The organism is Natronocella acetinitrilica (genome assembly GCF_024170285.1).
In the GTDB taxonomy this organism is placed as follows: domain Bacteria; phylum Pseudomonadota; class Gammaproteobacteria; order Nitrococcales; family Aquisalimonadaceae; genus Natronocella; species Natronocella acetinitrilica.
In genome coordinates this window covers 1-13,310 of record NZ_JALJXV010000001.1, presented here as the reverse complement: position 1 = coordinate 13,310, position 13,310 = coordinate 1, and the positions used below count along the sequence as shown (strand labels likewise).

Sequence of the window (13,310 nt, the reverse complement as noted above, 5' to 3'; positions counted from 1 at the left end):
ACCGGTCACCGAGGTCCGCATGAAAAAGATTGAAGCCATCATCAAGCCGTTCAAGCTCGACGACGTCCGCGAGGCCCTGTCGGAGATAGGCATCACCGGCATGACGGTCACCGAGGTCAAGGGCTTCGGCCGCCAGAAGGGGCACACCGAGCTCTACCGCGGCGCTGAATACGTGGTGGATTTTCTGCCCAAGATGAAGGTAGAGCTGGTGGTCGCCGACGATCAGGTGGAGCGCTGCACCGAGGTCATCGTCAACGCCGCCAAGACCGGCAAGATCGGTGATGGCAAGATCTTCGTCACGACCGTAGAGCGGGCCCTGCGCATCCGCACCGGCGAGGAAAACGACGAGGCGCTTTGACGCGCAGTCATGGGTCAGCGCAGTTGTGGTGCGTTACGGCCTTCGGCCTAACACACCCTACGTGTGGCCTTGCCCCTTGTAGGGTGTGTTAGCGCGGAGCGCGTAACGCACCACAACCCACCTCACCGAAGCCGACCAGGCCGCTTAACCTTACGACGCGCCCAGATCCGGCAGGAACCACGGCCGCTCCCGCAGGGACGGATGATCCGGGTAGTTCTCCTCGATTACCCGCAGGACATCTTCCCGAAGATCTGCCAGATCCAGCTCCTCATACGCCTGCTCCAGGATCTCCAGCGCGTCCGCAACCATGGGCGTGCCCTGATAGTTCTCGATGATCCCCATTGCCCGGTTGGCCGCTGCCACGTAGGCCTGCCGCTTCATGTAATAACGCGCCACATGCAGCTCGTTGTAGGCGAGGCCATTCCGCAACTCCTGAATGCGGCTGGTTGCATCGTCGGCGTATTCGCTGTCGGGGAAGCGATCAATCAACTGGTTGAAATCGTTCACCGCTTCCAGCATCGGGCCCGGATCACGAATCCGCCGGTCAATGCCGAAGGTCCGGGTGAGGAAATCATCGCCCCGGGACAAATTGGCGCGGCCGCGCATATACAACGCGTAAGCGACCTCGGGCTCCTGCGGGTGCAGGCGGATGAAGCGATCTGATGCCCGGATGGTCGACTCCATTTCCCGCGCCCGATAGAAGGCGTAGATGGTGTCTAGCTGCGCCTGCTTGAAATAGCCGCCGAAGGGATAACGCGCCTGCAAGTCCTGCAGCCGCGTGGCGGCGGTGCGGTAATCACCCCGGGCAATGAGCCGTTGCGCTTCGGCATACAGCTCTTCTGCGCTGCGCTCCGTGCGGGTTGTAGCCAGCGGATCGGTGGGGTCCAGTGGCTGTTCCCGTGGACCGCTTGTGCCGGAGCAGGCTGCAAGAATGAACACCAGGGGTATCAGGATTAACGTTCGCATCGAGCGGTTCTTCATCAGGTCGCGACTAGACTGCATAGTGTAAGGGACTGGCCCGGCGGGTAACAGACGGATGGGCCAGGTTGACCGGCAACCACCGAACAGGGATAGTCGCGGCTGCTCGCCATCTGGCCGAAAACAATACAATGAACGCATCCATTCATCACGAAGCCACCATACCCGACAGTGCCGCAGGCCTACGCATCGACCAGGCGCTGGCGGAGATGTTCCCGGACTATTCCCGAAGCCGCCTGCAGCAGTGGCTGAAGAGCGAACAGATCCTGGTGGACGGCCGGGCCTGCAAACCGAGGGAGCGGGTACTCGGTGGCGAATTGGTGGTGGTGCGCGCCGAAGCCGGTAACGATGCCGCCGTTGAGCCCCAGGCCATTGAACTGGATGTGCTCTTCGAGGATGCGCAGATCCTGGTGCTGAACAAGCCCGCCGGTCTGGTGGTGCATCCCGGCGCCGGCAATCCGGACAGGACACTGCAGAACGCGCTGCTGCATCGCCACCCTCATCTTGAGGGCATCCCGCGCTGCGGTATTGTCCATCGCATCGACAAGGACACTTCAGGCCTGCTGGTTGTGGCCCTCACGCTCAAGGCGCACAAGTCCCTGGTGGATCAGCTCCAGGACAAGAGCGTCGGCCGTGAGTACGACGCCCTGGTGGCGGGCACCTTCACCGGTGGAGGTACCGTCGAGGGGGCAATCGGGCGACACCCGCGGGATCGCAAGCGGATGGCCGTGGTGGCCACCGGCAAACCGGCCATCACCCACTATCGGGTAACCGAACGCTTTTCGGCGCACACCCTGTTGCGGGTGCATCTGGAGACGGGGCGCACCCACCAGATCCGCGTGCACATGGCCTACATGCAGCATCCCCTGGTGGGCGATCCGGTCTACGGCGGCCGCCCGCGTTTACCCGCCGGCGCCGACGAGGCCATTCGCCAGACCCTGGCCCGCTTCCCCCGCCAGGCCTTGCATGCGGCAAGGCTGCGATTGCAACATCCGGACACCAACGAGGAGATGAGCTGGGACGCCCCGCGCCCCGCGGATTTCGAGGCGCTGCTCGACGCGATGCGGGCCTTCGAAGCGGAGCGAGGTCAACGGAACGACCGCTAGGAGTAGCCGGTAGACGTATGAAGACGGATTGGATCGAGCCCAGCTGGCCCGCGCCGGCCTCAGTCCAGGCGCTGCAGACCACGCGCAGTGGCGGCGTCAGTGAAGCGCCCTGGGATAGCCTGAACCTGGGCGGCCATGTGGGCGATGCGCCGCAGGCAGTCGAAGAAAACCGGCGGTTATTGAGAGAAGGTGCGGGCCTGCCCGGCGAACCTGTGTGGATGCGGCAAGTGCACGGTACGGCCGTCGTCGCCGCCCATGCGGCGGGCAAGGAACCGCCAGAGGGCGATGCCGCATGGACCAATAGTCCCGGCACGGTCTGCGCGGTGATGACGGCTGATTGTCTGCCTGTGCTGCTATGCGATGACGCCGGCGAGACGGTCGCCGTGTCCCATGCCGGGTGGAAAGGTCTCGCCGCCGGCGTCATCGAACGCACTATCCATGCCATGGGAGCCGAGCCGGCCCATGTGCTCGCCTGGCTTGGCCCGGCCATCGGCCCGGCCGCATTCGAGGTAGGCGAGGAAGTGCGTACACGTTTCCTGCAGATGGACCCCGGCGCCACCGCCTGCTTTACGGCAGGAAACCCCGGCCACTGGTACGCCGACCTGTACGGCCTCGCCCGCCGCCGCCTGCACGGCCTTGGTGTACGCAACATCCAGGGTGGAGGCTGCTGCACCCACAGCGACGCCCGTCGGTTTTTCTCCCACCGCCGGGATGGCCCGCAGACGGGCCGCATGGCAACCCTGATCTGGCTGGAACGCTAGGGAGGCACTGGCTCCTGCGCGAATCTCCATGCGCAATCCCCGTATGGAGGTATGCTTTCCGGTAGCCAGCGAATAAACGGGGTTCGAATGACGGCCGAAAACGCGTTGCACCGTATCGTTGTAGTTGGGGGTGGCGCGGGCGGCCTGGAACTGGCGACAAGGCTGTCGCGGCGTGTCGGCCGCCGCCGGCAGGCCTCCATCGTGCTGGTGGACGCCAACCTCACCCACGTCTGGAAACCCCTGTTCCACGAGGTTGCCGCCGGCACGCTGGATGCCCAGGTGGATGCGCTGGATTACCTGGCGCAGGCCACCCGGCACCATTTTCGTTTCCACTACGGCCGCATGAACGGCCTGGACCGCGAGCGACGGGTGATCCGGCTCGCGCCTGTTGAAGACGATAATGGCGAATCCGTTGTGCCGGAGCGGGAGATGCCCTACGACACCCTGGTTCTGGCGGTGGGTAGTGTCAGCAATCACTTCAACACCCCCGGCGCCGCCGAGCATTGCATGTATCTCGACTCCACCGCCGACGCCGAGCGGTTCCAGCAGAGCCTGGTGAAGGCGTTCTTCCGGGCACAGATGCAGGGTGGTCCGCAGCGCGAGGGAGAGCTGTCGGTGGTGGTGGTCGGGGCGGGCGCCACCGGTGTGGAGCTGGCCGCTGAACTGCGCAACGCAGCACGCCGCGCTGTCAGTTACGGCCTGGACAACATCGATCCGGAAACGGATCTGACCCTCACGCTGGTGGAGGCCGCAGACCGGGTGCTACCCGCCCTGTCGCCGGGGCTATCCGCCAAGACCCATCAGCAGCTGCTGAGCCTGGGGGTGCGGGTGCTGACCAGTCGCAAGGTGGTGGAGGTCACCCCCGACGGCGTGCGACTGTCCAGCGATGAGTTCATCCCTGCAGAATTCCGCGTCTGGTCGGCGGGTATCAAGGCGCCGGACTGGCTGGGCGAACTGGACGGGCTGGAGACCAACCGCATCAATCAACTGGTGGTCAAACCCACGCTGCAGACCACGCTGGACGACAACGTCTTTGCCATGGGCGATTGCGCCGCCTGCCCGCTGAACGATACCGACAGAACCGTGCCGCCCCGGGCCCAGGCTGCCAGCCAGCAGGCCATTTTCCTGACCCGGGCATTGGAGCGACGTCTCGACGGCAGGGAGCTGGAGGACTTTACCTACAAGGACTATGGCTCCTTGATCTCGCTCAGCGACGAGCACGCCGTCGGGCGGCTGATGGGAAGCCTCTTCGGCAGCTGGATGATCGAGGGATTCATGGCACGCACCGCCTACGCCATGCTCTACAAGAAGCACCTGACGGCACTGCACGGTGTCGGCCGCGTCGCGGTGACCACCGTGCTGCAGACGCTCTACCGCCATACCCGCCCCCGACTCAAGCTGCACTGAGCCGTCCTGCAAGTCATTTCCACTTGGCATTCCTTCCAACGCCCCCATCTACACTCCCAGAGATCAACCGAATTCGAAGGATGCCAACACCATGCGAATGGACAAACTGACCACCAAGTTCCAGATGGCACTGGCCGATGCCCAGTCGCTGGCCGTGGGGCGCGATAACCAGTTCATCGAGCCCGCTCATCTGCTCACAGCGCTGCTGGACCAGGAGGGGGGCACCGTCCGCCATCTGCTGCATCAGGCCGGCGTCAACGTGAACTACCTGCGCTCCCAGCTTGGCGAGGCGCTGGAACGGCTGCCTTCCGTGCAGGGCTCCAGCGGCGACGTGCATCTTTCCAACGAGATGGGCCGCCTGCTGAACCAGACCGACAAACTCGCCCAGAAGCGCAAGGATCAATACATCTCCAGCGAGCTGTTCGTGCTTGCCGCAGTTGACGACAAGGGTACGGTGGGCGAACTGCTGCGCAAGGCCGGTGCGACTAGGGAAAGCCTGGAGAAGACCATCGAGGCCATGCGCGGCGGGGAGTCGGTCAACGACCCCAACGCTGAAGAGCAGCGCCAGGCGCTGGAGAAATACACCATCGACCTCACCGAGCGTGCCGAACAGGGCAAGCTCGACCCGGTGATCGGTCGTGACGACGAAATCCGCCGCACCATCCAGGTGCTGCAGCGGCGCACCAAGAACAACCCGGTGCTGATCGGTGAGCCGGGCGTCGGCAAGACGGCCATCGTCGAAGGGCTGGCCCAGCGCATCATCAATGGTGAAGTGCCGGAGGGGCTGAAGGAGAAGCGCCTGCTTTCGCTGGACATGGGCGCGCTGATCGCCGGGGCCAAATTCCGCGGCGAGTTCGAGGAGCGACTGAAGTCGGTGCTGAACGACCTGAGCAAGCAGGAAGGGCAGGTCATCCTGTTCATCGACGAGATCCACACCATCGTCGGTGCCGGCAAGGCCGAGGGCTCCATGGACGCGGGCAATATGCTTAAACCGGCGCTGGCCCGGGGCGAGCTGCACTGCATCGGTGCCACCACGCTGGACGAATATCGCAAGTACATCGAAAAGGATGCCGCGCTTGAGCGCCGCTTCCAGAAGGTGCTGGTGGACGAGCCGTCGGTGGAAGATACCATCGCCATCCTCCGTGGCCTGAAGGAGCGCTACGAAGTCCACCACAAGGTGGAAATCACGGACCCGGCCATCGTTGCCGCGGCGACCCTGTCCCACCGCTACATTACCGATCGGCAGTTGCCGGACAAGGCCATCGACCTGGTGGACGAGGCCGCCTCGCGGATTCGCATGGAGATCGACTCCAAGCCCGAGGAAATGGACCGCATGGAGCGCCGCCTCATCCAGCTCAAGATCGAAAAGGAAGCGCTGAAAAAGGAAGTCGACGAGGCCTCGAAGAAGCGTCTCCAGGCGTTGGACGAGGAAATCGACAAGCTGGAATCCGAATACCGCAGCCTGGAAGAGATCTGGAACTCCGAAAAGGCGGCGGTGGAAGGCACCAACACCATCAAGGAGCAGCTCGAGCGCGCCCGGCAGGAGCTGGAAACCGCACGCCGTGCCAGCGATCTGGCACGGATGTCGGAGTTGCAGTACGGCCGCATCCCCGAGCTTGAGCGCAAGCTGGACATGGCCTCCCAGGCGGAAATGCACGATATGCGGCTGTTGCGCAGCAGCGTGTCGGAAGAGGAGATCGCCGAGGTGGTGTCCAAGTGGACGGGCATTCCCGTCAGCAAGATGCTGGAAGGCGAGCGCGACAAACTGTTGCGCATGGAGCAGGCCGTGGGCGAGCGGGTGATCGGCCAGACCGAGGCCGTGGCGGCGGTGTCCAACGCCATTCGCCGCTCCCGCGCCGGGCTCTCCGACCCGAACCGGCCCAACGGCTCGTTCCTGTTCCTCGGCCCCACGGGTGTCGGCAAGACCGAACTCTGCAAGGCCCTGGCGTCATTCCTGTTCGACACTGAAGAGGCCATGGTCCGCATCGACATGTCCGAGTTCATGGAGAAGCACGCCGTGGCGCGTCTGGTGGGTGCCCCTCCGGGCTATGTGGGTTACGAGGAAGGTGGCTATCTGACGGAAGCCGTGCGCCGCAAGCCGTACTCGGTGATCCTGCTGGACGAGGTGGAAAAGGCCCACCCGGACGTGTTCAACATCCTGCTGCAGGTGCTGGACGATGGCCGCCTTACCGACAGTCACGGCCGCACCGTGGACTTCCGCAACACGGTGATCGTGATGACCTCGAACCTGGGGTCGGACGTGATCCAGCAGATGGCGGGCGAGGAACAGTACGACGCGATGAAGCAGTCGGTGATGGAGATCGTGGGCACGCACTTCCGACCCGAGTTCATCAACCGGGTGGACGACGTGGTGGTGTTCCATCCCCTGGGCAAGGACCAGATCAAGTCCATCGCCCGGATTCAGACCCGCTACCTGTCGAGCCGCCTGAAGGATCGGGACATGGCCATCGAGTTCACCGACGCGGCGCTGGACAAGCTCTCGGAGGCGGGTTTCGACCCGGTGTACGGGGCGCGGCCGTTGAAGCGGGTGATCCAGGCGCAGGTGGAGAACAACCTGGCGCAGGAAATCCTGCAGGGCCGTTTCGGTCCGGGAGATCTCATCCGTGTCGACGCCACCGACGATGCCTTCACCTTTGAACGGCGGGACAAGGAGGCGGCCTGACCGGCCGCCGGTTGTTGACGGTGCGTTACGCGCAAGCGCTAACGCACCCTACGGCGGGCATCGGCACACGTAGGGTGTGTTAGGCCGAAGGCCGTAACGCACCATAACAGCGGTGGCCAGGCCACCCCCATGCCAAGGCCACAAACGGAGTGAGGGTGCGCTGCCCGGAGGCCGTATGCGAGAGGTACCTCGCATACGAGCCCCCAGGGATGGGTTCACGGCGTGTCTCCGGGCGGCGTACCCTCACTCCGTTCCCCGATATTTTCCGTAGGGTGCGTTAGCGCTTCGCGCGTAACGCACCGATTCGGCAATTATCGGAGCCCCCTCAAAACGGCTTCACCACCGCCAACACCACCACGGCAATCAACCCGAACACCGGCACCTCGTTGAACACCCGGAACCAGCGATGGCTGCGGCTGTTCTTCTCGTCCCGGAAATCCCGCAGAATCCGCCCGCACCAGAAGTGGTAGACGATCAGCAGCGCCACGATGGTCAACTTCGCGTGCATCCACCCCTGGGAGAGCAGCGGCGGCACCAGCACCAGCATCCACACACCCAGCGCCACCGTGACCACCATGCTCGGCGTCATGATGCCCCGGTAGAGCTTTCGCTCCATGACCTTGAACCGCTCCCGGCTCACCGCGTCTTCGGCCATGGCGTGATACACGAACAAACGTGGCAGGTAAAAAATCGCCGCAAACCAGGCCACCATGGCGACGATGTGGAAGGCCTTGATCCAGAGGTAACCCAAACTCCGCTCCCGCGTGGTGGTGAATCAGGCTGCGCCGTCTGCCGGCAGCATGCGCTCCAGCCGTTCCCGCAGGCGCTCCATGTCCATCATGCCGAGGCGCCGCTGGACGATTTCGCCGTTTGGCCCGATGACAACTGTGGTGGGGGTAAGCCGCACGTCACCGAAGGCCTTCGCAACGCTGCCGTCCTGATCCATTGCCACCGGGTAGGGCATCTCCCGTGCCTTGACCATGGCCTGGACCTGATTCGGTGGATCATATTCCATGGCCACGGCCACGAACTGCAGGCCACGGGGCGCCAGTTCTTCGTATAGCTCTGCGAAGTGGGGGATTTCCTGCACGCAGGTCACACAGGTGGTGGCCCAGAAGGCGATGATGGTGGGTTTGCCCCGGAGGTCTGCCAGTTGCACAGTTTCGCCATCCAGCGTCGTCCACTGTACGTTGGGCGCACGCTCCCCCTCCCAGGGGGCGATCCAGACCAGCACAGCGCCGCCGACAATCACTGCGGCGACACCGGCAATCAGCAAATCCTTGAGTTTCATCGCAACACGAGCCTCTGTAGACCGGCGCCTAGTCTACCTCTAGACCTGCCTGGCATGAAGCTGTTCCCGGCTTGCGATCAATCGGTACAATACGTGCCCACGCACACAAAGGAGCCTGCGGCGCATGATCGAAGTCGGCATTGTCGGTGGCACCGGTTATACCGGTATGGAGTTGCTGCGGCTGTTGGCGGGGCACCCGCAGGTTCGGGTGCGCGCCATCACCTCGCGCGGTAACGCCGGCACCGCCGTGGACGACATGTTCCCTTCGCTGCGAGGTCACCTGGACCTGCAGTTCACTGCGCCGGATGCCGAAACCCTGGGCCGCTGCGACCTGGTGTTTTTCGCGACACCCAACGGCACTGCCATGCAGATGGTGCCGGAACTCCTCGAGGCCGGTACCCGGGTCGTGGATCTGGGCGCGGACTTCCGCCTGAAAGACCTGCCCACCTGGTCGCAGTGGTATGGCATGGAACACGCCTGCCCGGACGTGGTCGAGCAGGCCGTGTACGGCTTGCCAGAGCTCAACCGTGAGGCCATTCGCGGCGCTCGGGTAGTGGCCAACCCGGGTTGTTACCCCACGGCGGTGATCCTCGGCTACCTGCCGCTGCTGGAGCAGAAGCTGGTGGACGCGAGCTTTCTCGTGGCCGACTGCAAGTCGGGTGTCTCCGGTGCCGGGCGCAAGGCACAGGTGCACACGCTGCTCTGTGAGGCCAATGAGAACTTCAAGGCCTACGGTGCGCCCGGACATCGACACCTCCCCGAGATTCGCCAGGGTCTGGCGCAGATCCAGGGCAGCGACGTGGGGCTGACTTTCGTGCCGCATCTGGTGCCCATGACCCGCGGCATGCAGGGCACGCTTTACGCGCGCCTCACCGGGCAGGCGAACCTGCAGGAACTCTATGAGCGGCGCTACGCCGCCGAGTCCTTCGTGGACGTGCTCCCCCCGGGTTCGCACCCGGAGACCCGAACGGTGCGTGGAACCAACATGTGTCGCATTGCCGTGCACCGGCCGGCGGATGGCGACACCGCGCTGGTGTTGTCGGTGATCGACAACCTCACCAAGGGGGCAGCCTCCCAGGCGGTGCAGAACATGAACCTGATGCTGGGCCTCGAAGAAACCGCCGGCTTGCAGCAAATTGCGGTCTTGCCTTGATTGCCGATGGATTCGGCCCAATAATTGACTGCAGCAGTCGGGAATTGGACAATCCCCGATAACGATACTCCCGGAGGTAACCCATGACCGAAGCAGCCGTAGACATGGAAGATCCGTTGGTCTTCACCGATAGTGCCGCGAACAAGGTGCGCGAACTGATCGAGGAGGAAAGCAACGACAAGCTGAAACTCCGTGTCTATGTCTCCGGCGGCGGGTGTTCGGGTTTCCAGTACGGTTTCACCTTCGATGAGAATGTCGAAGACGGTGATACCGCCATGGAAAAGAACGGCGTGACGCTGCTGGTGGACCCGATGAGCTTCCAGTACCTGATGGGTGCCGAGATCGACTATGTCGAGAACATCCAGGGTGCGCAGTTCGTGATTCGCAACCCCAACGCGAGCACCACTTGCGGCTGCGGCTCGTCCTTCGGCGTGTAGTTTTCTCTGATGAGTTAAATTGAAAAAGGCGCGCCATCGGGCGCGCCTTTTTCATGTGCGATGGCTTCGAGGCTCCGTAGGGTGCGTTAGCGCAAAGCGCGTAACGCACCACTCCCTCGCACAGGTTTTCGCACCACCCGCCCACTCACCCGTGATAAACACCACCGAGCACCGCGGGATGCCTTGCGCCTGTCACGCTGACGGCGTTTGCGGGCCGCCCCGCCAACGCCTCCCGTGCAAGCCAGGCAAAGCCCGCCGCCTCCACCCAGTCTGCACCGATGCCCAATGTATCCGTGGGCACAATGTCACACTGGGGTAAATGCGCGGCCAATCGGCGCATCAAGTGTTTGTTGTGGGCACCCCCGCCACAGATCATTACCTGCTGTGGCTGGGCGCAGGTCTGGGTCACGGCCTCGGCGATGGTGCCGGCGGTGAGTTCGCACAGGGTCGCCTGCACATCAGCCCCCTCGGGTATGGCCCGGCCATCGGCGATATGGCGCAGCACCCAGTTCATGTTGAACAGGTCTCGTCCGGTGCTCTTCGGTGGGGGCAGGGCGAAGAACGGCTCTGCCCGCATCCGTGCCAGGAGTTCCTTGTCCACGGTTCCGGTGGCAGCCCAGGCGCCGTCCTTGTCCAGCGTCTCACCGCGCTGCTGGGCAATCCAGCCGTCCATCAGAACGTTGCCGGGCCCCACGTCAAAGCCGGTGAGTTGCTGGCCGCGATGTGCTGGCAAGTACGTGAGGTTGGCCATGCCACCGATGTTGATGACGATGCGGTCTTCCAGCGGGTGGGCGAAGAAGGCGCGATGAAAGGCTGGCGCAAGCGGCGCACCCTCACCGCCGGCAGCGAGATCGCGGCGGCGGAAGTCAGCGACGGTGGTGATGCCGGTGCGCTCGGCAATGATGTTCGGGTCGCCGAGTTGCACGGTGGCCGGCCAGCGCTGGGCGGTCATGTGGTACACCGTCTGGCCATGACAGCCGATGGCGTGTACCGTCTCGGGAGACACGCCCGACTGCTTCAAGGTGGCAAGCACGGCGTCTGCAAGCGCATTGCCCATCCGCACATCCAACTCGGCCACCTGCGCCAGCGGCGTGTCCCCGGTCACGCTCAGCAGTTCTTCCCGCAATTCGCGGTCGAGGGGCTGGCTACGGCAGTCAGCCAGCGTCGGGCGTGAACCGGCAAACCGGGCGATCACCACGTCAATGGCATCCATGCTTGTGCCCGTCATCACCCCGACAAAGAGCTGTTCATCCGTGTTCGTCATTCCCTGCTATACCTCCTGATGGCCGTTGGTTAACGTGCTTGCCGTAACTCTACACCGGAGACCCCTGGTTGCGCAGGTCGACCAGCCATCCCCGTCGGCGCGCCTTTTCCGTTAGAATTCCGCCTTCGATCAGCGGAGGGGCACCATGACGGGCAATAGCGACGCGCTTGCCGATCTGAAGCGCGGCACCGACGAAATCCTGCTCGACAGCGAGCTTGACGAGCGGCTGGCCAGCGGCCGGACCCTGCGGATCAAGGCCGGGTTCGACCCGACAGCGCCTGATCTGCATCTCGGTCATACCGTGCTCATCAACAAGCTGCGCCAGTTTCAGGATCTGGGTCATGAGGTCTACTTTCTCATCGGGGATTTCACCGGCATGATCGGCGACCCCTCGGGCAAGAGCGCCACACGCAAACCTCTCACCCGGGAAGAGGTCAGCGCCAACGCAGAGACCTACCGGGAGCAGGTGTTCCGCATTCTCGACCCCGAGCGCACCCGGGTGGTGTTCAACTCCGACTGGATGGGCAAGTTCACCGCCGCGGATCTGATCCAGCTGGCGGCGCGGCAGACGGTGGCCCGCATGCTGGAGCGCGACGACTTCCACAAGCGATATGCCGGCAACCAGCCCATCGCCATCCATGAGTTTCTCTATCCACTGGTGCAGGGCTACGACTCCGTCGAGCTTCGGGCCGATGTTGAACTGGGCGGTACCGATCAGAAATTCAATCTGCTCATGGGCCGGCAGTTGCAGCAGCACTACGGTCAGCCACCCCAGGTGGTGATGACAGTGCCCATCCTCGAAGGCCTCGACGGCGTGCAGAAGATGTCGAAGTCACTCAACAACTACATCGGGATCAAGGACGCCCCAGACGACATGTTCGGCAAGGTCATGTCCGTCTCTGACGACCTGATGTGGCGCTACTTCGAACTACTGAGCTTCCGCTCCACCGCCGAGTTGCGGCAATTACGGCAGAGCGTGGACGACGGCGCCAACCCGCGGGACATCAAGTTCCAGCTGGCGGATGAACTCGTCGGCCGGTTCCACGGCGCGGCGGCGGCGAAGGCGGCGCAGGAAGCATTCGTGTCCCGTTTCCAGAAGGGCGCATTGCCCGACGAAATCCCGGAGCACGACATCGCGGCGGAGGGTGATGGTGTGCCCTTGCCTGCGGCGCTGAAGCTGGCGGGTCTGGTGGCGAGCACCAGCGAAGGCAATCGAATGGTGGGCCAGGGTGCCGTGCGCATAGACGGCGAACGGGTCGAGGACCGTGGCCTGCTGCTCGCCTCTGGCAGCGACCAGGTGATACAGGTGGGCAAGCGCCGCATCGCCCGTGTCCGAGTGAGGTAACGGCGGCATCACCACCGCCGGGTCGGTGCGTTACGCGCTGCGCGCTAACGGCACCCTACGGCGGGCACGGTCTCACGTAGGGTGTGTTAGGCCGAAGGCCGTAACGCACCAATTCATCGGTGGCCATGCCCGCCTCGAGCCAAGGCACAAACGTTGGGCGGGTCCGCTGCTCATGGACCGTCAGCGACAGGGATGTCGCTGTCGAGCCCCCATGGATGGGTTTACGGCGTGTCCATGAGCGGCGGACCCGTCCAACGTTCCCCGATCCGACATGTAGGGTGCGTTAGCGCGCAGCGCGTAACGCACCGCAACCACCCTCCCCGCAAGCCGCAGCGATTGCCTGTTGACCCCACCAGACAGGGGAGTATACTTCGCCTCCCTGCTGCAACGAACTCGTCACATACGGAGTCGTTGACAACAGGTCGGCAAGCGCTACAATGCGCGGCCTGCGATGACTTGGGTAGCGGTCATTAGCTCTTTAACAATGTGGATCAGATGATTTGTGTGGGTGCTTGCACTGAGGTGGC

At 63.7% G+C, this 13,310-nt stretch carries 12 protein-coding genes; 8 read left to right on the top strand and 4 right to left on the bottom strand.

The features are described 5' to 3' along the window. Window positions 1-19 precede the first annotated feature (19 nt). Window positions 20-358 carry a P-II family nitrogen regulator gene (locus J2T57_RS00060; RefSeq protein ID WP_253472432.1) on the top strand — a complete coding sequence of 113 codons (339 nt, stop codon included), beginning with the start codon at window positions 20-22 and terminating at the stop codon, window positions 356-358. A 150-nt stretch (window positions 359-508) separates the two neighbouring features. Here the strand turns inward: J2T57_RS00060 and J2T57_RS00055 are convergent, their stop codons facing one another. Then, on the bottom strand, window positions 509-1,324 hold the full coding sequence (locus J2T57_RS00055; protein WP_253472430.1) for an outer membrane protein assembly factor BamD: 816 nt from the start codon (window positions 1,322-1,324) through the stop codon (window positions 509-511). A 143-nt stretch (window positions 1,325-1,467) separates the two neighbouring features. On the opposite strand from J2T57_RS00055, the gene rluD reads away from it, so the two are divergent. From rluD to clpB, 4 genes are all read left to right on the top strand, one after another. Beyond that, window positions 1,468-2,442 (top strand): 23S rRNA pseudouridine(1911/1915/1917) synthase RluD, encoded by a 975-nt coding sequence (gene rluD, locus J2T57_RS00050; RefSeq protein ID WP_253472427.1) that lies wholly within the window; start codon window positions 1,468-1,470, stop codon window positions 2,440-2,442. Between the two features lie 17 nt (window positions 2,443-2,459). Further along, window positions 2,460-3,203 carry a peptidoglycan editing factor PgeF gene (pgeF, locus tag J2T57_RS00045; protein WP_253472424.1) on the top strand — a complete coding sequence of 248 codons (744 nt, stop codon included), beginning with the start codon at window positions 2,460-2,462 and terminating at the stop codon, window positions 3,201-3,203. A gap of 87 nt (window positions 3,204-3,290) precedes the next feature. Continuing rightward, entirely contained in the window at window positions 3,291-4,610 is a 1,320-nt protein-coding gene (locus J2T57_RS00040; protein WP_253472421.1) for an NAD(P)/FAD-dependent oxidoreductase, read from the top strand. Between the two features lie 91 nt (window positions 4,611-4,701). Then, window positions 4,702-7,293, top strand: a complete 2,592-nt coding sequence (clpB, locus tag J2T57_RS00035) for an ATP-dependent chaperone ClpB (protein WP_253472418.1) — start codon at window positions 4,702-4,704, stop codon at window positions 7,291-7,293. Between the two features lie 325 nt (window positions 7,294-7,618). Here the strand turns inward: clpB and hemJ are convergent, their stop codons facing one another. Beyond that, complete coding sequence (hemJ, locus tag J2T57_RS00030) at window positions 7,619-8,044, bottom strand: protoporphyrinogen oxidase HemJ (RefSeq protein ID WP_253472415.1); 426 nt, start codon at window positions 8,042-8,044, stop codon at window positions 7,619-7,621. Between the two features lie 24 nt (window positions 8,045-8,068). Further along, the gene (locus J2T57_RS00025; protein WP_253472413.1) at window positions 8,069-8,584 is read right to left on the bottom strand and encodes a TlpA family protein disulfide reductase; all 516 of its coding nucleotides are present in this window, start codon (window positions 8,582-8,584) and stop codon (window positions 8,069-8,071) included. Window positions 8,585-8,708: 124 nt separating this feature from the next. On the opposite strand from J2T57_RS00025, the gene argC reads away from it, so the two are divergent. After that, window positions 8,709-9,737, top strand: a complete 1,029-nt coding sequence (gene argC, locus J2T57_RS00020) for an N-acetyl-gamma-glutamyl-phosphate reductase (RefSeq protein WP_253472410.1) — start codon at window positions 8,709-8,711, stop codon at window positions 9,735-9,737. Between the two features lie 83 nt (window positions 9,738-9,820). Beyond that, a complete protein-coding gene (erpA, locus tag J2T57_RS00015; protein ID WP_253472407.1) occupies window positions 9,821-10,174 on the top strand; it encodes an iron-sulfur cluster insertion protein ErpA in 354 nt (117 codons plus the stop codon). Window positions 10,175-10,319: 145 nt separating this feature from the next. Here the strand turns inward: erpA and J2T57_RS00010 are convergent, their stop codons facing one another. Continuing rightward, a complete protein-coding gene (locus tag J2T57_RS00010; protein WP_253472404.1) occupies window positions 10,320-11,438 on the bottom strand; it encodes an anhydro-N-acetylmuramic acid kinase in 1,119 nt (372 codons plus the stop codon). A 145-nt stretch (window positions 11,439-11,583) separates the two neighbouring features. Here J2T57_RS00010 and tyrS point away from each other — a divergent pair, with 145 nt between their 5' ends. Next, window positions 11,584-12,783 carry a tyrosine--tRNA ligase gene (tyrS, locus tag J2T57_RS00005; protein WP_253472401.1) on the top strand — a complete coding sequence of 400 codons (1,200 nt, stop codon included), beginning with the start codon at window positions 11,584-11,586 and terminating at the stop codon, window positions 12,781-12,783. Window positions 12,784-13,310 lie beyond the last annotated feature (527 nt).